A 22,253-nucleotide genomic window follows, 5' to 3' on the forward strand; every position below is an offset into this window, starting at 1 on the left:
CCTGGTCAGGCGACGTTCCTTCTGACGCCGGGCCTCATTTGCGCGCCCGGCGCGAAAATCTCCTGGTCGACGAAGCTTAACGCCCGCATCGCGCAGCCTTCGCGGATCAGCGGCAATTCGTTTGGCTCGGTGTCGAAGGAGATCGAGCCCGAATGCTGGCCACCGGCGGTCTGGGCGATGGCCTTGCGCAAGGCCGGCTCGATCAGATCGAAGGCAGCGGCACTGGCGCCGACCATCGCGACCGGTGCTGGATCGATCAGCGCGAACAGCGAGCCGAGACCGAAACCCAGCGCTTCGCCGGCCTTGCGGTAGGCCTCGCGTTCCGGCCCATCCTTCTCGCGCGCGCGGGCCGCCAGAGCGCGCATGTCGGCGTCGCTGACGTCGGCGATAGGTTCGCTGTCTTCGCTCATCTGCCTGGCGTTGCGCCAGATGGCATAGTTGCCGGCATAGGCTTCGACGCAGCCGCGCCGCCCGCAACGGCAGAGCGCTCCGCCCGGACGATGGATCATGTGGCCAAATTCGCCGCCCGAGGAATGCGTCCCGGTGAACAGTTCGCCCTTCAGCACAAGCCCCATACCGATGCCATGCGAAAGCAGGATGGCGATGAAGTCGTCGCGATAGCGATCCGGATCGCGCCAGCGCAAAGCCACCGCCATCATATTGCAGTCGTTCTCCACCGTGGCCGGGATACCGAATTCGTCCTCCAGCATGTCGGCAAAGGCGATGTCGGTCTGCGGCGTGATCGGCGACCACAGCATGGCGCGTGCAGGGGAGTCGGTAATGCCCTGAATCGCCAGGGCGATGCGGGCGACACTGCGGACGTCAAGGTCTGGGTCCTCAAGCCGGCGCCGGACGATGGCCCTGCATTCGCGGATCAGTTCGTCGCGCGGCATGGTCAGCGTGTCCAGCCGGCGCTGTTCCTCGGCGACCACCTGTCCCGCATAGTCGATAATGGCGGCCGACAGGAAATTCAGCGACAACACCACGGTCAGCACCGCCGCCGCTTCCGGGTTGAGGGCGAGGCCGACCTGCGGACGACCGCGTTTCAACGAAACGGGCTCACTTGCCTTGCTCTCGGCGAGGATGCCTTCCCGTATCAGGTCGGAGGAGATCGCCGATATGGTTGAATGACTGAGGCCGGTGGTGGCTGCGATCTCCGTACGCGATGGCTGGCCGGCCCGGCGCACCGCCGAGATCACCATCGCCCGGTTGCGCCGGCGCAAATCGTCGTGGCGGATTCCGACCGACATCGTTTTGCTTTCCTCCCGGTTGCCGCGGCCGCTCATGAACCGGAAGCCGTCGGTAATGTCCGACAAATAGTGTCAGATGCGGCAAATAGTGTCAGATGCAGGTGGCGCTGTCATCGTTTATTCCGACGCTCGAAAAAACTCGCAGAGTCATCAAAATCCATCACAATCGATGTTGACAGCAGCCGGAGATCGGGCCAGTATTTTTTCGAGGCTCGAAAAAATTAGAGCTTCCAAGCTGGTCGTTGAGCAATTAGTCACGCCGTACGCGGCGCAGGGAGGATATGATGAAGAGATTCACGACCGCCATTCTGGCGGGTGTCGCCATGACGCTGGCGCTGGCGTCGGTGGCGCAGGCGAAAGACAAGGTCATCGGCGTTTCCTGGTCGAACTTCCAGGAAGAGCGCTGGAAGACCGACGAGGCCGCAATGAAGGCGGCCATCGAGGCCGCCGGCGACAAGTATATTTCCGCCGACGCACAGTCCAACCCCGGCAAGCAGCTCACCGACGTCGAGAGCCTGATCTCGCAGGGTGCCAATGCGCTGATCATCCTCGCACAGGATGCCTCGGCCATCGGGCCGGCCGTGCAGAAGGCACTGGACGAAGGCATCCCGGTCGTCGGCTATGACCGGCTGATCGAGAACAAGGACGTGTTCTATCTGACCTTCGACAACAAGGAAGTCGGCCGCATGCAGGCCCGCGAAGTCTTCAAGGTGAAGCCGGAAGGCAATTACGTCTTCATCAAGGGTTCGGGTTCCGATCCGAATGCCGATTTCCTGTTTGCCGGTTCGATGGAGGTGCTGAAGGAGGCCATCGACAGCGGCAAGATCAAGAATGTCGGCGAGGCCTATACGGACGGCTGGCTGCCGGCCAACGCTCAGAAGAACATGGAACAGTTCCTGACCGCCAACGACAACAAGGTCGATGCCGTGGTCGCGGCCAATGACGGCACCGCCGGTGGCGTCGTCGCCGCGCTGACGGCGCAAGGGCTGGCCGGATCGGTTCCGGTCTCGGGCCAGGACGGCGACCACGCCGCACTGAACCGCATCGCGCTTGGCACACAGACCGTGTCGGTGTGGAAGGACGCGCGCGAGCTCGGTAAGAACGCCGCCGAGATCGCCTCGCAGCTTGCCGACGGCAAGCAGATGACCGACATTGCCGGCGTGAAGGATTTCACCACGCCCGGCGGCAACACGGTCAAGTCGCTGTTCCTGACTCCGGTGGCAATCACCAAGGATAACCTCAACGTCGTCATCGACGCCGGTTGGATCAAGAAAGAAGAGGTCTGCGCCGGCGTGGCGGCTGGCACTGTTGCGGTCTGCAACTGAGCCGACGTTTCCGAGAAGTCCGAACGCCGCGGCCGCTCGCCGCGGCGTTTTTTCAAAAAGAATTGTTTTTCCGCTTCCGGCGGATAACTTCTAGGCTGCTTCCGGCATCCGCGGCAGACGGCAACCCGGCGGGAGAAACATGATGACCGACACGACTTCCAACACGCCGGTCGACAGCACGGCAGACCGGGCGCGGGAATCCGAGCTCGGCATCGTTGCCCGGTTTCTCAAGGCAACCGAGATCGACACCCGCATGCTCGGCATGGTCGGCGCGCTGTTGGTCATCTGGATCGGCCTGCATGTCGTTTCCAGCGTACGGCTCGGCGTCAATCCGTTCGACTTCGACAGCCGGACCTTCCTGACGCCACGCAATCTCTGGAACCTCTCGGTGCAGACTTCCGCCGTGGCCATAATGGCCGCCGGAATGGTGCTGGTTATCGTCATGCGCAATATCGACCTGTCGGTCGGTTCCGCCGAAGGCCTGATTGGCGTGGTCATGGGCTTTGCGCAGGTGCATTTCCTGGTGCGAATGATCGGTCTGCAACTCGGCAACCCCTGGATCTGGATCCTGGCGCTGGCCATTGGCCTGGCGCTCGGCCTTCTTATCGGAGCGTTCCAGGGATACATCATCGCTTATCTCGAGGTGCCGGCCTTCATCGTGACGCTGGGCGGCCTTCTGGTCTGGCGGGGTGCCGCATGGTGGGTCGCCAGCGGTCAGACGATTGCGCCGCTTGATGCCACGTTCCAGCTGATGGGCGGTGGGCCGGCGGGTTCGATCGGCGCGCGATGGAGCTGGATCGTCGGAATTATCGCGTGCCTGGCGGTTGTGTTCATGCTGCTCAACGGGCGGGTGCAGCGCAAGCGGTTCCGCTTTCCGTTGCGCCCGATCTGGGCCGAGACGTTCCTCGGTGTCCTCACCTGCGCTGTGATCATGGGGGCCATATGGCTCGCCAATTCCTATCCTTGGCCGGTCGGCATCGTGAACAGATACGCGGCGGCCAACAATATAACGGTTCCCGAAGGCGGGCTGTTCATCGCCCATGGCATCGCCATACCCGTGCTGATGGCTGTGGCGGTCGGGCTGATCATGACCTTCATCACCAAGCGTACCCGTTTTGGCCGCTATGTCTTCGCTATCGGCGGCAATCCGGAAGCCGCCAACCTTGCCGGTATCAACACGCGGTGGGTGACCATGAAGGTGTTCATGATCATGGGCGTGCTGGCGACGATCGCCGCGGCGATCTCGTCAGCCAGGCAGAACTCGTCGACCAATGCGCTGGGCACGCTAGACGAACTGCTGGTCATCGCCGCCGCGGTCATCGGCGGCACGTCACTTGCAGGCGGCTCCGGCACGGTGCTCGGCGCCATGCTCGGCGCCCTTTTGATGCAGTCGCTGCAATCCGGCATGGTGCTGCTCGGCATCGATTCACCGCTGCAGAGCATCGTCGTCGGTGCCGTGCTGGTGCTCGCGGTCTGGCTCGATACCGTCTATCGCAAACGCGTTTAGGGAGGAGGAACGATCATGGCCGACAAGACCGCTCCCACGGGCACGCCGCTGATCGACATGCGCAACATCTCGATCGCCTTCGGCGGCATTCGCGCTGTCGACGATGCCTCGGTCGATCTTTTCCCGGGCGAGGTGATGGCTTTGCTCGGCCACAACGGTGCCGGCAAATCGACGTTGATAAAAATCCTGTCCGGCGCCTACAGGCGCGATGCGGGCCAGATTTTCGTCAACGGCGAGGAGGCTTCGATCTCCAACCCTCGCGACGCCAAGAAGTACGGCATCGAGACGATCTATCAGACGCTGGCGCTGGCCGACAATGTCGATGCGGCCGCCAACCTTTTTCTCGGCCGCGAGCTGATGACCGGCTGGGGTACGCTCGACGACGTCGCCATGGAGGCCGAGGCGCGCAAGGTGATGGGCAGGCTCAATCCGCGTTTCCAACGCTTCAAGGAGCCGGTGGTAAAGCTTTCGGGCGGGCAGCGGCAGTCGGTGGCGATCGCCCGCGCCATCCTGTTCAATGCTCGCATTCTGATCATGGACGAGCCGACGGCGGCACTCGGGCCGCAAGAGACGGCGCAGGTCGGCGAACTGGTCAAGCAGCTCAAGGCCGACGGCATCGGCATCTTCCTGATCAGCCATGATATTCACGACGTGTTCGAGCTTGCCGACCGTGTCTGCGTCATGAAGAACGGTCGGGTTGTCGGCACGGCGCGCACAACCGACGTCACCCAGGACGAAGTGCTCGGCATGATCATCCTCGGCAAGTGCCCACCCGGCGCCATTCCGGGGCCGGGCGCGCTGAAGATCGCCGCATGAACGAGAATTAGCCGGCTAATCACAAGCCGCCAAAATATGCCAGCCGTCACCATGCTTTGGCCTGGGCATTGTGTTGGCGTCGGGACTTGCCCATAAAAGATGCCGAACCGTCCACGGGACGTATCAGCAATTGAAGAAGCTGTTTCCGACCGTCGCTTTTATCGCCGTCGCGCTGATCAGCCTGACGATGGCGGGCTTTGCCTATTTTGCCACCCAGGAGGCGGCCCGCATAAAATTCGAGGCGACGGCGGACGACGCGCTTAACCGGATCGAAAGCCGCATCGACCTGGACCTGTCGCTGCTGCGCTCAACGCGAGCGCTGTTCGACGCTCGCAATGGCGGTATCTCGCAAGGCGAGTTCAAGGCTTTCTTCAACGCGCTCGACATCGACAATAATTTCGCCGGCCTGCGCGGCATCGGTTTCCTCCGCCTGGCGAAAACTGGCAACGAGGCGGCGGTCGAGCGCGACATCCTGCACGATCACGGCGCAAGCCATCCGATCTACCCCGACACGAACTTACCGTGGCGTACGCCCATCGTGCTGTTCGAACCGCTGGATCCGTCCAACCAATCCAGCATCGGCTACGACATGTTCACCGGGCCGGCGCGGCGCGAGGCGATCGAAAAGGCGATGGCCGACGATCAGCAGCACGCCAGCGGGCTCGTGCAGCTCGGCAAGGATACGGGTGCCGCGCAGACCTTTACCGGGTTCCTCGTCTTCGTCCGGCTCAATGTCGAAACCGCGCCGGACGCCGTGAACGCGACGAGATCCTCGACTGCCGGCTTCCTTTATGCGGCCTTCCGCGCCCGTGACCTGTTCCAGGCTGCGCTCAGTCGGGCACCATTGCTGCCGGTCAACACCGAGATCTATGACGGCACAGTTGACAGCGACAACCTGCTGTTCCAATCGGAAACGCCGCCTGTTTCGAGCCTCGGCGACAGGCTGCTGGTCACCCGCAAGATCACCGTCGCCGGCCGGCCGTGGGTCGTCCTGTTCAGGCCGACAAGTGCTTTCTCGCAACCTTCCTCGCGCGCCATCCCGGTGATGCTCGGATTGTTCGGACTGCTGCTTGCGGGCGCCATCGCGCTGGTGGCCCGCTATCAGGAGCGGGCCTATGAGGCGATCTCGCTGCTTCACGAAACGACCGAAAAGAGCCTGCTGGAAAAAGACCTGATGCTGCAGGAGATGAAGCATCGCATCAAGAACTCGATCACGCGGGTGCTGGCAATCGCGCGCCAGACAGCATCGCACACTACCGACGTCCAGGAATTCTCGGCTTCTTTCTCGGCCCGGCTGCAGGCGATGGCGGCTTCCCAGGACATGCTGACGCGCTCACGCTGGCAGAAAGCCGATCTCGGCGACCTGCTGCGCATCGAGCTAGGCCAGGTGTTCGGCAGTGAGCTTCCTGAAGGGCTGCTGTCGGGACCGCAGGTTCTTCTCGATGAAAAGACGACGCAGGCACTCGGCCTCGTCTTTCACGAACTGGCGACTAACGCGCTGAAGCATGGCGAAGCCGGCAATTCAGTCGGTGCGCTGAAGGTCGACTGGTCGCTCGAAGGAGGTAGCGGCGCCCGGACACTGGCCCTCAACTGGCGCGAGGCCGGTCAGAAGAAGCTCGCGACACCGGCAAAGAGCGGTTTTGGCACCAGACTGATCGATCTCAACATCACACGCGAATTGCGTGGCACAATCAGGCGCGATTTTCGCGAAGATGGCTTGAACGTGGAAATCAGGGTTCCGCTGCCGGCCTGAAACGCCTCTCGCGGGCCGCGTCGCAACAGCGCTTCAAAGGGCAAACGCGAAGACAGGTGGCCTGCCTCCGCGTTTGCTATTCGCCTGGAGCTCGAAACTAGTTGCAGCGAGCTGTGTAAATCCGGCCGTGACGATCTCTGTATTGGCAGTAGCCATTTTGCAGACGGCGAACCAGCAGACCGCCAATCGCACCAGCGCCAGCGCCGATCAAAGCGCCCTTGCCGCCGCCGACAGCGCCACCAATGAGCGCGCCGCCCACAGTGCCGATACCCACGTTCTCTTCCGTGGTGGTGCAGCCGCTGACCGCAACCACGGCAACCATGGCAATAATCATCTTCCGCATGAAGTCATCCTCACTTTTGTCCTCACTTTAATAAGCTCCAGCCGCCATTTAGCATGAAAGTTCGGCCTTTGCCCGCACGATTTCATTGTTGATTAAGATAGTCTTTTTCGGGGCGTGCGCCGTTCGATGCTACCACGAACCCGGAAATCTCCAAGGACGCATCGAGCGTGCCGTCGGGACGCACGTTCCAGACGATCCTGTCACAGTCGTCCTCGAGCGCCGGATCGACGGCAAGGCATCTGGCGACGAGATGCTGGGCCTGGCCTTGCAGGTCGGTGACCGCGAACGGGCGCGGCCGAGTACTCGGGCAGTGGTTTCAAAGCGATCAAGCAGAGGCGAACTCGATCAGATCAACTGGGACGCTGCGGTCAGGACGATCGCGGCCATAAGCGCGACGGCGGCGAAGCGGAGGGGCGAAGCACGAGGCGCGGGCGCTGCGGACGCTTCGGGATCCTGAAAACCGCCCATCGAGACACGAGCGGCCTGTTCCAGTCTGTTCAAGTCGGCAGCCGTCAAGGCCCATTCCTTTCATTTTGTGCCAAACTCAATCGATGGATTGACACGTCGGACAGGATCGGACTTTATGGTGAACAGTCGGTTAAAGTTGGCGATGCGCAGAAGCCTTCTCGCGGCGGCCGCCGTTCGTTCAATCCGTCTCGAAATTGCCGTGAGGAACAAGAAGGCGGTATTCGAGGCGGTTCCCGGTGATCTCAAGTGTCGCCGTTCCATTCAACGATGTGGGTACGACGCGTTCAAGCGCGACGCTGCCAAAACGCTTCTCGCTACGCTGATTGTCATTGGCTCCGATCACTTCGGCCCATGTCAGCGACAGCGCAGGCTCGCCAGCGGAAGCTGCCGTCAGATCGGCCGTCACCTCGACGAAACCGTCGCTGCGCGACAGCGCGCCATAGCTGACCGAATTGAGGGCGAGCTCATGCATGGCCAAGCCGATGTGCAAGGCGGCATTGGGGTTGAGATATGGATTTGCGCCGCGGAAACGCAGGCTGTGTAAGGGGTCCGCGCCGTACCTGCCGACCTGACCGGAAACCAGCTCGCGCAGCGCTGCGCCCCGCCAGTTGGATGACGTGACCAGGTCCTGCGAGGAGGCCAGCGACTGCAATCGGCCCCGGAAACGCGTCAGGAAATCGTCAATGCTGCCGGAGTAACGGCCCGTCTGGGTGGCGATGCTCTGGATGATGGCCAAAAGGTTCTTGGAGCGATGACTGACTTCACGCAGCAGCGCCTTCAGCGTCTGCTCCCGGCGTTTCTGCTCGGTTGTTTCGACCATCGTGGTCACGATGCCCTGCACCGCGCCGGTGTCGCTGCGGTCGGCGTCGATCCACACCTGAAACCAGCGGGCGCCATCATCGGCCGGCACGCTGAGTTCGAGATGTTGAGGATTGCCGGAGACGATGACGTCGTGCTTGGCAGCGCCGATACGCTCTGCCTGCGCCGGCGGCAAGATGCCGTTGTTGTCGGAGGCATCGGAAGTCCATGGTGCGCGCATGTTGCGCGCCCACACGGTTTTCATCTCGCGATCTTGGTATAGAACGGAAACCCCGGCATTGTGCAAAGCGTGAAGAAGGGCTCGGCCAAGCTGCATTCCGCTTTCGGCGGGATGCGGAGCGATGATCTCATCACTCTGGCCGCGGTCTTTCATTTTTCCGACTCTGGAACGCATCGGTCAATTTTGCTCAACCCACGTCGGGCTGAACGGCTCAGGGAAAAATGGGTTCCAAAAGGAGGAGCTGCGGATCAAGCCCTAAAAAGCGGTCCGCCGAGCGGCATCCCGTTGGAGGACACTGCCCGGCGGTGGCTGGAAACCGTTTGAGGGGTGCGGCTTCCAGTGTTCGCTTGAATGGCCGCTTCGCATTCACGCCCGTCTGATCAGGCCGGCAATTAGCGATATGATCAGGAAGGCGAGAAAGATGAAGAACAATATCTGCGCTATGCCGGCCGAGGTGCCAGCGATGCCGCCGAAACCAAGCGCACCGGCGATAATCGCCACGACTAGAAATACGAGCGCCCAGTAAAGCATGATCCATCTCCTTCCAATGCTGCGGTGAAAACGTGATTCGCCTCCGTTTGTTCCACCATTTCCCGAAAAAGACGATGCTGAAAATCGTTGCGGCCCGAATTGCTGCGATGTGTGCGAAAAGGTCCTCGTCAGGTTCGGCAGCAGTTGGCTGTCGTGTGTTAAGCCGGCGTCACGCCCCATCTGGTCCAAGAGGAGTGGCTATCCCACACCCTGGCGGCGGCAACTCGGCCGCCCGATGTTCATGCCGCGGCTTTCGCGTGCCGGTCAAAGAACAGGGCCTGGCTGATAAGAGCCTTGACCATATCCGGGTTGAACGGCTTGGTGACGAGGAAAGCCGGTTCCGGCCGCTCGCCGGTGAGCAGGCGCTCGGGAAAGGCGGTGATGAAGATCACTGGCACCGAGGTGGACGACAGGATCTCATTGACGGCCGCGATGCCCGAACTGCCGTCGGCAAGCTGAATATCGGCAAGCACCATCTTTGGCCGCGTCTTGCCGAACATCGCCACCGCCTCGGCGTGGGTGCGCGCCGTTCCGACGACGCGGTGGCCGAGGCTTTCGACCATTTCCTCGATATCCATGGCGATCAGCGGCTCATCCTCGATGATCAGCACATCGGTTGCCACCTGGCGGGAGATCTCGTTGCTCGCCTGCGCGAGAAGTTCGGAGAATTCCTGTTCGTCGACGTCGAGAATCTCCGCCGCCTCGTCTTCGCTGAAGCCTTCGACCGCGACCAGCAGAAAGGCTTGGCGGGGACGAGGCGCAATTGCATTCAGATTGGCCGCGGCACGCTGTTCCCATGCCGACTGGGCATGCTCCTGCGGAACGCGAATGGCCACTGAGGTGAAGAGCTTGGCAAAGACCTTGTAGAGCGCGATGCGGTCGTTCGATGCGTTCGGAAAGATGTCGACATCGGCAATGATGGCCTCGAGCATTGCGGCGACCAGCGCGTCGCCGCTCTCCTGCGATCCGGATACAGCGCGCGAGAAGCGGCGCAGGAACGGCAGGTGCGGAGCGATGGTTGCTGATAGGCTCATATTGGACGTCTCCCTCATATGACGTGATGCATGTTACAGCTAAAAACGGTTCGCAGGGCCCAGGGTGAAAACGCAGGTTCTGCGAAAAAGTTCCGATCATGCGGAACTAAGTATATGGGCTGGCGTTTAAGGGCGGGTTGGGCAACCAGACGAGGCTGCCGCTTGCCTTGCGTTATGTGTTGAAGGGCGGCTTAAGGCTGGGACAAAAGGGCGAATGAAGAACATGACGAAAGCTACCATGGGTGGCGTTGGCAACGGGCGCCGGGCTGCTTCCCGCGACCCGCTTGGGCCGAACTCGGAAATCGGCCGCAAACTCAAACAATACTACGACGAGCTGGTCTCCGACAATGTGCCGGATCGCTTCGCCCAACTGCTCAGCCAGTTGGAAAAGGCCGAACCTGTACAAAAGAAGGACTGAGGCATGGCGGCCGTCTCCCAGGGCTTCAAGACCGACTTGCTCGGCTCGATCCCGAGCCTGCGGGCTTTTGCCGTGTCGCTGACGCAAAACGCCGACAAGGCCGACGACCTGGTGCAGGAAACATTGGTCAAGGCCTGGGACAAGCATGAAAGCTTCCAGCCCGGCACCAATCTGAAGGCATGGCTGTTCACGATCTTGCGCAACGAATTCTATTCGCAGATGCGCAAGCGCGGCCGCGAGGTGCAGGACAGCGATGGCGTCATGACGGCCAGGCTTGCCGTTCACCCGGCCCAGCACGGCCAGCTTGACCTCGAGGACTTTCGCGGCGCGCTCGAATTGCTGCCAGAAGACCAGCGCGAAGCCATTATCCTCATCGGCGCGTCCGGCTTCTCCTACGAGGAAGCGGCCGAGATCTGCGGCTGCGCCGTCGGAACGATCAAGAGCCGCGTCAGCCGCGCCCGCACACGGCTGCAGGAAATCCTGAAGATCTCCGGTGAAGACGAGTATGGCCCGGACGCAATTTCGGCTCAGGTAACCGGGTCGACGGCTGCGTGAAGCGCGGCGTGTTCGAACCGCTCCGCGCCTCAGCGGAGAGTCGTTCGCCTGCAGGCCGCCGCCACTGCCTCGACGAGATCGTCTCCCGAATAGGGCTTGGTGACCAGTCTGACGCCGGGAAAGGATTTCTTGATCTCGTTCGTATCCGAATAGCCGGAGGCGAAGACGAACGGGATGCCCGCTTCACGCAGCCGCGAAGCAAATTGGAGCGTCGAAACGCCGCTCAGCATGAGGTCGACTATGGCGACATCGAACTGCGCGGCAACGTCTTGCTGTTCGATCTCAGTCAGATCACGGGCGATGACCACATTGAGCGCGCCGTAGTCGCGGCAAAGCTGCTCGATATCCATGGCAATCAGGAACTCATCTTCCAGGATAAGAATCCGCAAACCGTCAAGTGATGCGCGCACGCAGCAATATCTCCTTAAATGCGTATCGTGAAACGAGGGAAGTCATGATCGTTATTTGGCATGCTGTCATTTAAAAAAGACGTGCCGGCGCGGATGCGTCGGCCTCGGCCCATGCAAGGCATTTGCAACGCGCGCTGCCGGAGATAGGGTTAGAAGAGGTTCGCGCCGGAACCTTGGGGTCTGTCGGGCGTTTCGACCGAGCAAAATCATGGAGAGTGAAGCAATGGCGACTGCCGCAGGTAAGGCCGGGAACGAAGCCCGCACGAATTCCGATATTGAGGCCGACATCGCACAATTGAAGGCCGACATCGATCAACTTACCAAGCTGTTGGCCAAAACTGGCGAACATGGCTACGGGGCGGCGCGGCGAGTCGCCGCCGAAAGCGTCGAGCAGTTGCGAACCCAGGGCGAGGCAGCCTTCGATAGCTTGCGCACCAACGCCAGGGACATCGAGGCGCAGATGATAGCGCATATGCGCGAAAAACCGGTGACTTCGCTGGCGATCGCCGCAGGCGTCGGATTCCTCTTCGCGCTTCTCGCGCGCCGCTAGTTCTGCACGCATGGGAATGCTTGCATCGCTGATCTCGGGCCTTGCCTCGGGCGAAACCATTGCGGCGGTGCAGCGCGTGCGCGTCGCTGCGATTGTCTATTCGGTCGCAGCGCTCGCGGCGCTGTGCGGCCTCGGCTTCCTCGTCGGGGCGGCCTATATCTGGGTGGCGGCACGCTATGGGCCGATGGCAGCTTGCCTGAGCTTCGGGATCGGATTTCTGGCAATCGCCGGTCTCATCCTGCTCGTCTACCGCATGTCGGCCGGCTCGCGCGCCAGGCGCCGGGCGAAGCGACGCAACGCCGACATTAAGGCTATCGGCATCACTGCGGCACTCGCCGTGCTGCCGGCGCTGCTCAAGGGCAAAGGTGGCCTGGCGAAGGGCGGGTTGGGCGCCATTCTCGGCCCGGCGATAGCACTCGCTGCCTACGCCATCTACCGCGAGAACGTGAAGCGCGGCTCGGATGATCCGGATACCGGCAAACGCGAATAGTTCGGAGGGGATAGTTCGGGGCAAACGATTCTGGCGCCGGTCGCAAAATGCCGGCGTCACAAATCTTCGAGCGGAATCGATATTTCGGCGACAACGCCATCCGGCCGGAATTCATGGGTCACCTCGCTGGAAATGACCTTGGCCAGGCTGCGGCGGATCAGGATCGAGCCGAAGCCATGGCGTTCGGGCGGCGCAACCCGCGGTCCGCCGCTTTCGCGCCAGGCCAGCAACAGACGCCGTGCACCCTTCCTCCCTTGTACCTTCCAATCGAGATCGACCTTTCCGGAAGAAACCGAGAGCGACCCGTATTGCAGTGCGTTGCTTGCCAGTTCATGCAGGATCAGCCCGAGCCCGACTGCCTGGTCGGGTGAGAGCAAGACATCGGCGCCGGAGATCGCCATCCGCGATTGTCCGGCGGCTTGGAACGGCTTTACCTCGATCTGCACCAGCTCGCGGATGCCGATGCCCCGCCACTCGCGGTCCGACAGCAGGCTGTGCGCAACGCCCAGTGCCTGCAGCCTGGCACTGAAGGCGCCGAGGAATTCGCTTGGCTGGCGGGCATGGCGAACGGTCTGCGTGGCCAGCGCCTGTACAGTTGCCAACGTGTTCTTGACGCGATGATTGAGCTCGCGCAGCAACAGCCGTTGGCGTTCGTCGCCTAGCTTGCGTTCAGTGATGTCGTAATTGACGCCGAAGATCAGCGTCGGCTTGCCCTCGCCGTCGCGCTCTATGACGCGGCCGCGCGTTGCGATCCATCGTGGCGGATCGAGGCCTCTGACACGGTATTCGCCAAAATAGTCATCGCTGCCGGTCAGCGCGTCGCGAAAGCGTGTTTCGGTCTGGTGAACGTCGCGCGGGTCGATGGCGGTCAGGATGTCGCGCGCCCTCAGTCTGTTCGACTTCGGCAGGTTGAACAATTCGGGCAGCAGGACGTCGCAGTCGATCATGTCGCTGCGGATATCCCATGCCCAGCTGGCAAGCGAAGCCGCATCGAGCGCGATAGCGCGCCGCTTTTCCTCTCGAACCAATGCGGCCTTGGCGATCGCCGCGCTGCGGGTTGCATCCTTCAGCGTGAACAGGCTGGCGGCGAGCCCAGCGAGCGCCGACAACTGGTCGAGCTGGACAGAGGAGGGATGTGCGTGCGGCTTCCGGTCGAGCACGCACAGCGTGCCGATCAGCGCGCCGTCGATCATGATCGGCACGCCTGCGTAAAAGCGGATATGATGCTCGCCGGTGACCAGCGGATTGGCTTTGAACCGCGGATCGGCCGCCGCGTCGGCCACCACCATCGGCACGTTGCCGGCTGCGATGGCATAGGCACAGAACGATGTCTCGGTTGCGGTTTCGGTCTGGTCGAGGCCGATACAGGACTTGAACCACTGCCGCTCGGCGTCGACCAGCGTGATCAGTGCGACAGGCGTTTGCATCGCCGAAGCGGCAAGACCACCGATACGATCGAAGTCAGGGTCGGCAGCCCTGTCCAGCGCGTCGAGGCCGTGCAGCACGGCAAGACGGTCCGCGGCGCCCACCACACGGCGAATATCGGCCGGCAGGCCCGGCGTGTTCTGGCTATTGTCGTCCACTATGCCCCCAGTGGCCGGCTCTGATTGATCAGGCCAACCGGCCCGTTTGCCGCCTTGCAGAGCCGGAACTTTCGCTGCGGGGGACCGTTACCAGCCAACGCCCCGCCAGTTACGCCTGCCGGCGCCAAATATGGAGCCAGACAATGCCAAAAACCATTCCTGAAAACAAAGCCCGTCAAGGACGGCAGGGTCGGCATGTCCTTCGTATCCTGATCGCCGCGCTGTTGCTGGCTTTTATCGCCTGGGGCGTCGCCGAAATCTACGGCTGGATGATCGAGACGCCGAAGACCGAACAGAGCAACACGCCCAGCGGCTAGGTTCTCCCCATCGCTCGTGCCAGATCGCATCACGCAACCCCACATCAGGCATCCCACGTCAGGCAACCTTTGCCTCGGCGGCGCGCGCCGGGACGAGAACATTCAACGCGCGCGGATGGATTTCGACGGTCGTCTCGCGATCGAGCTTTACCAGTTCACCGTCCATGACGGCCTGAACTTTCCTGTTCGTCGAATGGATTTTCAAAACGGCGCGGTTTGCCTGATGGATTTCGACATGCTCGTTGCCGCGCCATTTCCCACGGGCGACGTCAAAGAGGAACCTGATCAATTCGCCGCGCCGCCGTGCCACGGTGACATAGATGCCCAGCACGCCGCCTGCCGGATCATCGGCATAGGGCAGGTGGCCCTCGCCAAACAGATTGTTGGTGATGCCGATACCGGTGATCCGGGTTTTGATCTCGGCCTCGCCGATCGTCAGCGTTACGTTCATCGCCGGCGGGTTGTTGATCGTTGCCCAAGCGGCTCGCACCGAGGCACGCATCTTCCCCAGCCGCGAGCCGAATTCCATCTTCTGGCGCAGTTGCACCATCCTGGCATGCATGCCGATCGAGAATTGATGCACGAAAGGCCGGCCGTTGGCTGTTGCAATGTCAATCGCCATCACCTCGCCGTCGGCAAACGATTTCAGCGCCGCATCGAGGGTCTGCGGAATGCCGAGGCCGCGCGCAAAAAGGTTCATTGTGCCAGCCGGCAGAATTGCCAGTGCCTTCTCCCCATTCATCAAACGGGCTGCCGCGGCCGAAATGGTGCCGTCGCCGCCGCCGGCCAGCACGGCGTCGATGCCGCGCCTGGAAGCTACGCCGTCCAGTGTGGCGACGATGTCCTTGCCGGCAACGATTTCGATATCGATCGAGTGGCCGGCAGTCTCAAGCGTGCCGCGCATCCGACTGGCGAAGGCCTCAAGATCGATGGTGCGCAGGGTGCCGCCGTCCTTGTTCAGCACCGCTGCAAACCGCATGGCCGTTCCATTTTTTCCAGCACCCATCCGGCCGGGACGGGGTCCCAGCCGGGAGTGGAACGGCGCGGCCGAGAAAATGTTCCTTTCGACCAGCGCGGTGAATCCAAGAACCATTGGCATCGTACCGAGTGCACCACGGCTTTTTTCGGAACAACAGTGTGGTCACAACGTTGTGAACATGCAGAAGACGCTGCGCCCGCAGTGACGCCAGGCGGGCAGGGCGTGCACGAAATCACCGACGAGGAGACACTAAGATGATCCGCACCCTTTTAACCACGACAGCAGTCGCAACATTGATTGCGACGGGTGCCTTTGCGCAGTCGGCGACGACCCCGGCGCCGGCGCAACCACCCGCAGTAGAGAACCCCGCTCCAGCCGCTCCGGTGCAACGGGCGGAGGGCAGCCTTGCTACCAACATCATCGGCGAATCCGTCTATAACGGCACCGGCGCCGATGCCCAGAATATCGGCAACGTCAGCGACATCGTCTTCGACGAGCGCGGCGAGGTAAAATCCGTCGTCATCGGCGTCGGCGGATTCCTGGGCATCGGAACCAAGAATGTCGCCTTCGACTACGGCAAGATGCAATGGGCAGAAAAGAACGGCGACCGCTGGCTGATAGCTCAGACGACGAAGGATGAGTTGACGGCTCAGCCGGATTTCGACCGGAAGCCTTACGATCCGCCTCCGCCGCCAGCTTCGGCCGATAATGCGGCACCCGCCGCCCCTTCGGCTTCGACCAGCGCGCAGAATACAACGCCAGCGCCTGCCGCGCCGGCTGAGCCAGTGAAGCGCGCCGAAGGCAATCTCGCCACCAATATCATCGGCGAGACCGTCTATAACGGCACCGGCGACGACGCCCAAAACATCGGCGACGTAAACGACATCGTCATCAACAAGGAAGCCAAAGCGCAATCGCTGATCATCGGCGTCGGCGGCTTCCTCGGCATCGGCGAAAAGAACGTCGCCTATGATTTCGACAAGGCGCAGTGGGCCGAGAGGAACGGCGATCGCTGGCTGGTCGCGCAAACCACCAAGGAAGAGCTGCAGGCGCAGCCGGACTTCAACCGCAAGGCCTATGATCCGGCGCCGGCATCCACTGCTTCGAACGATGCCAATGCGCCTGCCACCGTCACGCCTACCGTGATGGCCAGCAACACCGCGTCGACCAACAACACTGCGACGACCAATAACGCCGACCAGGCCGGCAAGACGGCTCAAAACGCCCCAGCGCCCGCAACGGCCGACCAGACCAAGACCGGGTCGATCGACAAGTCGACGTTGACTGAAATGCCGATCGGCCAGATCCGGGCCGAGGATCTGGTTGGAACGACCGTTTACGGCGCCAACGATGTCAACGTCGGCGAGATCGGCGATATCGTGCTGGGCGCCGATAAAAAGGTCGATGCAGTCATTATCGATGTCGGCGGGTTCCTCGGTGTCGGCGAGAAGGAGGTGGCGGTCGGCATGGACAACCTGAAATTCATGACCGACAAGAACGGCAAGCGCTATCTCTACACGAACTTCACCAAGGAGCAGCTCGAAGCGCAGGCCCCCTATGACAAGGCCAGCTATGCGCAAAACCGCGACAAACAGCGCATGATCATGCGCTAGCAGCACACAGGTCGACAGAGAAGCCTGCGCCGGCAACGGCGCGGGCTTTGTTTATATCGAGGGAAAGCCGGCGACATGGCCGGCAACGCCATTGTCCGTCAATTCGGCGAGCGCCAGAGATTGGTCGAGATGCTCGGCCCGCCAGGCAAGCAGCCTTTCGGCAAGTTCCAACCGCACCGGCAGATAGGCTGGGTCGTCAGCGACGTTGGTCAGCTCGCCGGCATCTTTTTCCAGGTCGAAGAGCAAGGGCGGCAGGCCGCCCCCGAAATTCACATATTTGAACTTTTGGGTGCGGATGACGGCGAGATTGCACTGACGCGGACCGATACCGAAATAGCGTTCTGCATCACCATCGGCGATCGAGCGGAAATCGAACTCCCAATGCGCCGCATCGCGCCAATCGTCCGGCTCCGTTGCGTCCAGGAAAGGCGCCAGCGAGCGGCCGTCGAGATGCGGCAGTACTTCGCCGCCGGTGAGCTCGAGCCCAGTGAGCTCGAGCAAGGTCGGTGCCAAATCGACCGCCTCGGTGAAGCGGTCGACACTGCTGCCGGCAGCCTTGCGGCGGCGCGGATCGCGAATGATCAGCGGAATATGGAAGCTGCCGTCGAAGAAGCCGCCCTTGCCCAGCATGAAATGATCGCCCATCATCTCGGCGTGGTCTGAGGTCAGCACGATGACGGTGTCGTCCCATGCATCGGCCGCCTTGACCGCTTGCCAGACACGGCCAAGCTGCGCGTCGACCTCCGAGATCATGCCGTGATAGAGCGCCCGGATGCGGCGAAAACTATCGTCGCTCCAGTCGCGCACCTTACCCTCCGAGCCGGGGCGGAATTTCGACCGTTCCTGCCGGTCTAATTCATAGGCGAGATAGGGGTGGCTTGCTGCTTCGGCCTGCCAGCTTTCGGCGCGGTCAAAAGCTGGGCCGACGGCCGGATCGTACATGGTGTTGTAAGGCGCCGGCACGATGAAGGGCGGATGGGGGCTGATGAAGGAAAGGTGCGCGAACCACGGCGCATCGTGCTCCTGCTCGCCGAGCCAGCGGATGAATTCGCCAGCCAGGAAGGCCGACGGCGTCTCGTCCTTCGAATAGGCTGGCGGGGCGTTACTGATCTCGCCGTCGTTTTCCAGGATTTCGCCCGCCGGGCGGTGGATGTCGGGGGAGGCGGCGCCGGCATCGACGCCGCGCGCCTTGAGCCATGACAGCCAGGGCCTCTGGTGCTCGGGCAGAAGCTGGCGCACGGTAAAGCCCGGCAGCACGCCTTCATAACTCTTCAGCTGCGGGTCGCCAGGCGCCAGCGTGCGCGGGTCGCGCGCCGTGTCGGTATAACCGAACAGCGTCGGGTCATAGCCGAGGGCGCGCGCCCAGAGCGCTATGTTGCCGTGGCGGGCGTCGAGCGGTGTGCCGTTGCGGCAGACACGATTGTTCATCTGGTAAAGGCCGGTGTAGAGACAGGCGCGCGCCGGCGAGCAAGGTGCGGCGCCGCCATAGTGCTTCCGGAACAAAACGCCCTCGGCAGCCAGCGCGTCGGCATTCGGCGTCCTTACCACCTTGTGCCCAGCAGCTGACAGACAGCCGCCGCGCCATTGGTCGCAGGTGATCAGGAGAATGTTGGGGCGTTTTCCACTCAACCGCTGTATCCTCATGCTGGCTACATGCGTCGCTCATGGAGCGCAATTTCGGCGCGTATGCAAGCCGGTCCAGTTTGCCGAATGGTGAACAAAACCTGCTTCGTCGTTCACTTTAACAGCACAGTCTATTCTGTGTTTGCCGCCTTTGCGGCCAGGAGGTGGATGCTCATATTCGCGTGGACAGCGGCAAGGGCCGCACCGACACAAGGAAAGGAGCAACAGACATGCTCGACCAGGTCAAGGGCCTGCATCACGTCACCTCTATGGCCAGCGATGCGCGCCAGAACAATGAATTCTTCACCGGGACGCTCGGCCTGCGGCGGGTCAAAAAAACCGTCAATTTCGACGCACCTGACGTCTACCACCTCTATTACGGCGACGAGGTCGGCACGCCCGGCTCGGTGATGACCTACTTTCCGTTCCCGAACATCGGCAAAGGCCGCCATGGAGTCGGCGAAGTCGGCACCACCGCTTATTCGGTGCCCGAGGGCACGCTCGGCTATTGGGAGAAACGGTTTGCCGAGCAAGGTGTCACCGGGCTGTCACGCGAGGAGACGTTCGGCGAGAAGCGTCTTGCGTTTGCCGGTCCCGACGGCGACGGGTTTGCGCTGGTCGAGGACAGAGCGGACAGCCGTGCGCCATGGGCCAAGGGTGGCATCCCCACCGACGAGGCGATCCGCGGCTTCCACTCGGTGTCGCTCAGGCTGAAAGATGGCGGCGCCACCGAAGAGCTGCTGAAATTCATGGGTTATGAGGAGGTCGACAAATCCGGCAACGTCAGGCGGCTGGCGGTGAAGAACGGCAACGGCGCCGATGTGGTCGATATCGAATCGCTGCCAGGGGCCGGCTTCGCCAATCTCGGCGCCGGCTCTGTCCACCATGTCGCTTTCGCCGTCGAGAACCGGGCCAAGCAGCTCGAAGTGCGCAAGGCGCTGCTCGATACAGGTTATCAGGTGACGCCAGTGATCGACCGCGATTATTTCTGGGCGATCTACTTCCGCACACCGGGCGGCGTGCTGTTCGAAGTCGCCACCAACGAGCCGGGCTTCGACCGCGACGAGGATACCGCCCATCTCGGCGAGGCGCTGAAACTGCCGTCGCAACACCAGCATTTGCGGCCCTATCTCGAGCAGCATCTGCAGAAACTGGAAGACTGAGGGCAAGGTTATGAGCAAGGATTCGTATATTCACAAGGTGCTGCCCGGTTCGCCGGGCGGACCGTTGCTCTTCGTCTTCCATGGCACTGGCGGCGACGAGGATCAGCTTCTGTCGCTTGGGCGCGATCTTGCGCCGCAAGCGACGATCGTTGCCCCGCGCGGCGATGTCTCGGAACAAGGCGCCGCACGCTTTTTTCGTCGTACCGGCGAGGGCGTTTACGACATGGGCGACCTAACGCGAGCGACGGACAAGATGGCCGGCTTCGTCAAGGCGCATGTCGAGGCGGCAAAGCCATCTTCGGTGCTAGGCCTCGGTTATTCCAACGGCGCCAACATCCTGGCCTCGGTGCTGTTTGCCGAGCCGTCGCTGTTCGACGCAACGGTGCTGATGCATCCGCTGATCCCGTTCGAGCCGGAGGTCAAGGGCAGCCTTGGCGGCAGCCGTATCCTGGTCACCGCCGGCAGGCGAGACCCGATCTGTCCGCCTAATTTGACGGCGCGGCTCGAAGCCTATTTGCGCGCCGATGGCGCCGATGTCACAGTCGAGTGGCATGACGGCGGCCATGAGGTGCGGCCGGGCGAGATCGAGGCGGCGCGGCGGTTGTTCGCCGTGGCGTCGGATGAAAGGACCGCAAGCCATGTCTGACCTATTGCCGGAGATTGAACTGGAGGACCGCGGCTCGAAGGGCCGCTACTTGCTGCGTGGGCCGGGCGGCGCCGAGGCGGAGATGACCTTCACCAAGATCGGCGAGCACCAGATCATCATCGACCATACAGAAGTGCCGGATGCGTTTCGCGGCCAGGGCGCGGGACTTCGCCTGGTCACCCGTGCCGTCGAGGATGCGCGTGCGGCGGGCAAGACGATCATCCCGCTTTGCCCGTTCGCCAATGCTCAGTTCCGCCGCCATCCGGAATGGGCGGACGTGCTGAAGCGGTAAGAGACAGCCCCTCGGTGAATGACAGGAGAAAGGGTGCGCGGCTTTACCGCGTGCCCCTTCGACCATTGGCGGCGTACAAACACAAGGCAAACATGCGGGATTTGCGCAGAGCGCCCGTCTTGCCTAAGTATTGGCAACAACCGGCTCGCCTTCTGCGGCCCGACCACTTCAACCGAATGGCCCCCCATGACCGAATCCGATCTCGTTCCCGTCTTCGACGGCCACAACGACACGCTGCTCAGGCTCTACCAGTCGAAGGATGCGGACGTCGAAAAGCTGTTCGTCGAGGGGACGCCGGGTGGCCATATCGACCTGCCGCGCGCGAAGAAAGGCGGATTTGCCGGCGGCATGTTCGCGATCTTCCCGCCGCCTGCCGAGAAATCCAAACGCGGTGCGGTGCCGCTGGCGCCGAGCGACAGCGAGCCCTTGCCGCCCGAGGTTCCGCGCGCCGATGCGCTCAACTCCACCGTAGCGATGGCCTCGATCCTGTTCAGGCTGGAGCGGGCTTCGGCGCTTACCGTCTGCCGCAGCGCCGGCGATGTGAGGAAGGCGATGGCGCAAGGCTCGATTGCGGCGGTGTTTCATATCGAAGGGGTCGAAGCGATCGACCCTGAGCTCACCCTGCTCGACGTTCTCCACGCAGCCGGCCTGCGCTCGCTCGGCATCGTCTGGAGCCGTCCCAATGCCTTCGGCCACGGCGTGCCGTTCCGCTTCCCCTCGTCGCCCGATACAGGGCCGGGGCTGACCGATGCCGGCAAGGCGCTGGTGAAAGCGTGCAACCAGCTGAAGATCATGATCGATCTTTCGCATCTCAACGAAAAAGGTTTCCGCGACGTCGTCGAGATCAGTGACGCACCGCTGGTCGCGACCCATTCAAACGTGCACGCGATCTGCGGCCATTCGCGCAACCTCACCGAATGGCAGCTCGGCGCGATCCGCGACTCCGGCGGCATGGTCGGGCTGAACTTCGCCACCGGGTTCCTGCGTGAGGACGGCAGGATGAACGCCGACACCAGCCTCGACATCATGGTGCGCCATGTCGATTCACTACTGCAGGCGCTGGGCGAAGACGGCGTCGGCCTGGGCTCGGATTTCGACGGCGCCATGATCCCGGCCGTGATAGGCGACGTTGCCGGCCTGCCAAGATTGCTCGACGCTTTCGCGGCGCGCGGCTTCGGGCGCGCGCTGATCGAGAAGATCGCCTATCGCAACTGGCTCGGCATCTTGGAGAAGACCATCGGCTAAGCGGGTGATGCCGGCTTGTCCGGAACACAGTTTGGAGGCGGACTATTCGAAACCCATGCGTTTAAGCCAGTCCTGGCCAATGCCGCGGTCGCGGATGATCGGCAGCGGATCGGTCGAATCCAGCCTCGCACAAATGCGGTAGACCTCCAGCGTTTCAGCGCTCATCTCGCCGCGCTTGTAGAAGAACATGGCCGCGGCATAGCGCGTGCGGCCCGACCATTTTTCGCCGAGCGGCGTATTGACCAGCTGCCACTGTTCGGCGGCTTCGGCGTCGATTTCGTGACTGTCGATGTCGTCGGCCAT

At 62.3% G+C, this 22,253-nt stretch carries 25 protein-coding genes and 1 pseudogene; 14 read left to right on the top strand and 12 right to left on the bottom strand.

Annotated features, from left to right (window positions below):
- Positions 1 to 5: 5 nt before the first annotated feature.
- Positions 6 to 1,250 (bottom strand): ROK family protein, encoded by a 1,245-nt coding sequence (locus tag NKJ72_RS05630; protein ID WP_352476196.1) that lies wholly within the window; start codon positions 1,248 to 1,250, stop codon positions 6 to 8.
- A gap of 284 nt (positions 1,251 to 1,534) precedes the next feature.
- Here NKJ72_RS05630 and xylF point away from each other — a divergent pair, with 284 nt between their 5' ends.
- The 4 genes from xylF to NKJ72_RS05650 all read left to right on the top strand — a co-directional run bounded on the left by xylF (position 1,535) and on the right by NKJ72_RS05650 (position 6,651).
- Positions 1,535 to 2,575 carry a D-xylose ABC transporter substrate-binding protein gene (gene xylF, locus NKJ72_RS05635; RefSeq protein WP_352476197.1) on the top strand — a complete coding sequence of 347 codons (1,041 nt, stop codon included), beginning with the start codon at positions 1,535 to 1,537 and terminating at the stop codon, positions 2,573 to 2,575.
- Between the two features lie 142 nt (positions 2,576 to 2,717).
- Positions 2,718 to 4,082: a sugar ABC transporter permease gene (locus NKJ72_RS05640; RefSeq protein WP_352476199.1), complete on the top strand. Its 1,365-nt coding sequence runs from the start codon at positions 2,718 to 2,720 to the stop codon at positions 4,080 to 4,082.
- A gap of 15 nt (positions 4,083 to 4,097) precedes the next feature.
- On the top strand, positions 4,098 to 4,898 hold the full coding sequence (locus tag NKJ72_RS05645) for an ATP-binding cassette domain-containing protein (protein WP_352476200.1): 801 nt from the start codon (positions 4,098 to 4,100) through the stop codon (positions 4,896 to 4,898).
- Between the two features lie 130 nt (positions 4,899 to 5,028).
- Positions 5,029 to 6,651 (top strand): CHASE domain-containing protein, encoded by a 1,623-nt coding sequence (locus NKJ72_RS05650; protein ID WP_352476201.1) that lies wholly within the window; start codon positions 5,029 to 5,031, stop codon positions 6,649 to 6,651.
- A 97-nt stretch (positions 6,652 to 6,748) separates the two neighbouring features.
- On the opposite strand, the gene NKJ72_RS05655 is transcribed toward NKJ72_RS05650, so the two are convergent.
- The 6 genes and pseudogenes from NKJ72_RS05655 to NKJ72_RS05680 form a co-directional block, all read right to left on the bottom strand.
- On the bottom strand, positions 6,749 to 6,994 hold the full coding sequence (locus NKJ72_RS05655; protein ID WP_006328050.1) for a YMGG-like glycine zipper-containing protein: 246 nt from the start codon (positions 6,992 to 6,994) through the stop codon (positions 6,749 to 6,751).
- An 82-nt stretch (positions 6,995 to 7,076) separates the two neighbouring features.
- Positions 7,077 to 7,295, bottom strand: a pseudogene (locus NKJ72_RS05660) (hypothetical protein); the annotation flags it as partial.
- 44 nt (positions 7,296 to 7,339) lie between these two features.
- Positions 7,340 to 7,510 carry a hypothetical protein gene (locus NKJ72_RS05665; RefSeq protein ID WP_352476202.1) on the bottom strand — a complete coding sequence of 57 codons (171 nt, stop codon included), beginning with the start codon at positions 7,508 to 7,510 and terminating at the stop codon, positions 7,340 to 7,342.
- A 130-nt stretch (positions 7,511 to 7,640) separates the two neighbouring features.
- Positions 7,641 to 8,675, bottom strand: coding sequence for a sensor histidine kinase (locus tag NKJ72_RS05670; RefSeq protein ID WP_352476203.1), 1,035 nt, complete (start codon positions 8,673 to 8,675; stop codon positions 7,641 to 7,643).
- 192 nt (positions 8,676 to 8,867) lie between these two features.
- Entirely contained in the window at positions 8,868 to 9,032 is a 165-nt protein-coding gene (locus tag NKJ72_RS05675) for a DUF1328 domain-containing protein (RefSeq protein ID WP_023678541.1), read from the bottom strand.
- 239 nt (positions 9,033 to 9,271) lie between these two features.
- Entirely contained in the window at positions 9,272 to 10,066 is a 795-nt protein-coding gene (locus NKJ72_RS05680) for a response regulator (protein ID WP_352476204.1), read from the bottom strand.
- A gap of 214 nt (positions 10,067 to 10,280) precedes the next feature.
- Between NKJ72_RS05680 and NKJ72_RS05685 the strand changes: the two genes are divergently transcribed.
- Both NKJ72_RS05685 and NKJ72_RS05690 read left to right on the top strand, forming a co-directional pair.
- Positions 10,281 to 10,484 carry a NepR family anti-sigma factor gene (locus NKJ72_RS05685; protein WP_023678543.1) on the top strand — a complete coding sequence of 68 codons (204 nt, stop codon included), beginning with the start codon at positions 10,281 to 10,283 and terminating at the stop codon, positions 10,482 to 10,484.
- Between the two features lie 3 nt (positions 10,485 to 10,487).
- Positions 10,488 to 11,039 carry a sigma-70 family RNA polymerase sigma factor gene (locus NKJ72_RS05690; RefSeq protein WP_023678544.1) on the top strand — a complete coding sequence of 184 codons (552 nt, stop codon included), beginning with the start codon at positions 10,488 to 10,490 and terminating at the stop codon, positions 11,037 to 11,039.
- 29 nt (positions 11,040 to 11,068) lie between these two features.
- Here the strand turns inward: NKJ72_RS05690 and NKJ72_RS05695 are convergent, their stop codons facing one another.
- Entirely contained in the window at positions 11,069 to 11,389 is a 321-nt protein-coding gene (locus NKJ72_RS05695) for a response regulator (protein WP_502895520.1), read from the bottom strand.
- 283 nt (positions 11,390 to 11,672) lie between these two features.
- On the opposite strand from NKJ72_RS05695, the gene NKJ72_RS05700 reads away from it, so the two are divergent.
- Positions 11,673 to 11,999, top strand: a complete 327-nt coding sequence (locus NKJ72_RS05700) for an ElaB/YgaM/YqjD family protein (protein WP_254816582.1) — start codon at positions 11,673 to 11,675, stop codon at positions 11,997 to 11,999.
- A gap of 10 nt (positions 12,000 to 12,009) precedes the next feature.
- Positions 12,010 to 12,489, top strand: coding sequence for a hypothetical protein (locus tag NKJ72_RS05705; RefSeq protein ID WP_352476207.1), 480 nt, complete (start codon positions 12,010 to 12,012; stop codon positions 12,487 to 12,489).
- 56 nt (positions 12,490 to 12,545) lie between these two features.
- Here the strand turns inward: NKJ72_RS05705 and NKJ72_RS05710 are convergent, their stop codons facing one another.
- Positions 12,546 to 14,072 carry a sensor histidine kinase gene (locus NKJ72_RS05710; protein ID WP_352476208.1) on the bottom strand — a complete coding sequence of 509 codons (1,527 nt, stop codon included), beginning with the start codon at positions 14,070 to 14,072 and terminating at the stop codon, positions 12,546 to 12,548.
- Between the two features lie 143 nt (positions 14,073 to 14,215).
- On the opposite strand from NKJ72_RS05710, the gene NKJ72_RS05715 reads away from it, so the two are divergent.
- Positions 14,216 to 14,389: a hypothetical protein gene (locus tag NKJ72_RS05715; protein WP_352476209.1), complete on the top strand. Its 174-nt coding sequence runs from the start codon at positions 14,216 to 14,218 to the stop codon at positions 14,387 to 14,389.
- A 58-nt stretch (positions 14,390 to 14,447) separates the two neighbouring features.
- Here NKJ72_RS05715 and NKJ72_RS05720 read toward each other — a convergent pair whose 3' ends face one another.
- On the bottom strand, positions 14,448 to 15,368 hold the full coding sequence (locus tag NKJ72_RS05720) for a diacylglycerol/lipid kinase family protein (protein WP_352476210.1): 921 nt from the start codon (positions 15,366 to 15,368) through the stop codon (positions 14,448 to 14,450).
- Positions 15,369 to 15,622: 254 nt separating this feature from the next.
- On the opposite strand from NKJ72_RS05720, the gene NKJ72_RS05725 reads away from it, so the two are divergent.
- Complete coding sequence (locus tag NKJ72_RS05725) at positions 15,623 to 16,981, top strand: PRC-barrel domain-containing protein (RefSeq protein WP_352476211.1); 1,359 nt, start codon at positions 15,623 to 15,625, stop codon at positions 16,979 to 16,981.
- A gap of 51 nt (positions 16,982 to 17,032) precedes the next feature.
- Here NKJ72_RS05725 and NKJ72_RS05730 read toward each other — a convergent pair whose 3' ends face one another.
- Positions 17,033 to 18,625 (bottom strand): alkaline phosphatase family protein, encoded by a 1,593-nt coding sequence (locus NKJ72_RS05730; protein ID WP_352476213.1) that lies wholly within the window; start codon positions 18,623 to 18,625, stop codon positions 17,033 to 17,035.
- A 209-nt stretch (positions 18,626 to 18,834) separates the two neighbouring features.
- On the opposite strand from NKJ72_RS05730, the gene NKJ72_RS05735 reads away from it, so the two are divergent.
- The 4 genes from NKJ72_RS05735 (at position 18,835) to NKJ72_RS05750 (ending at position 21,950) form a co-directional block, all read left to right on the top strand.
- Positions 18,835 to 19,767 carry a VOC family protein gene (locus NKJ72_RS05735; protein WP_352476214.1) on the top strand — a complete coding sequence of 311 codons (933 nt, stop codon included), beginning with the start codon at positions 18,835 to 18,837 and terminating at the stop codon, positions 19,765 to 19,767.
- Between the two features lie 10 nt (positions 19,768 to 19,777).
- The gene (locus tag NKJ72_RS05740; protein WP_352476215.1) at positions 19,778 to 20,413 is read left to right on the top strand and encodes an alpha/beta hydrolase; all 636 of its coding nucleotides are present in this window, start codon (positions 19,778 to 19,780) and stop codon (positions 20,411 to 20,413) included.
- Positions 20,406 to 20,705: a GNAT family N-acetyltransferase gene (locus NKJ72_RS05745; RefSeq protein ID WP_352476216.1), complete on the top strand. Its 300-nt coding sequence runs from the start codon at positions 20,406 to 20,408 to the stop codon at positions 20,703 to 20,705. The genes NKJ72_RS05740 and NKJ72_RS05745 overlap by 8 nt, the downstream gene beginning before the upstream one ends.
- Before the next feature lie 186 nt (positions 20,706 to 20,891).
- Positions 20,892 to 21,950 carry a dipeptidase gene (locus NKJ72_RS05750; protein WP_352476217.1) on the top strand — a complete coding sequence of 353 codons (1,059 nt, stop codon included), beginning with the start codon at positions 20,892 to 20,894 and terminating at the stop codon, positions 21,948 to 21,950.
- Positions 21,951 to 21,992: 42 nt separating this feature from the next.
- Here the strand turns inward: NKJ72_RS05750 and NKJ72_RS05755 are convergent, their stop codons facing one another.
- Positions 21,993 to 22,253, bottom strand: a complete 261-nt coding sequence (locus NKJ72_RS05755; protein WP_254816593.1) for a hypothetical protein — start codon at positions 22,251 to 22,253, stop codon at positions 21,993 to 21,995.

The sequence above is a fragment of the Mesorhizobium sp. M0045 genome, assembly GCF_040323385.1.
GTDB lineage: Bacteria > Pseudomonadota > Alphaproteobacteria > Rhizobiales > Rhizobiaceae > Mesorhizobium.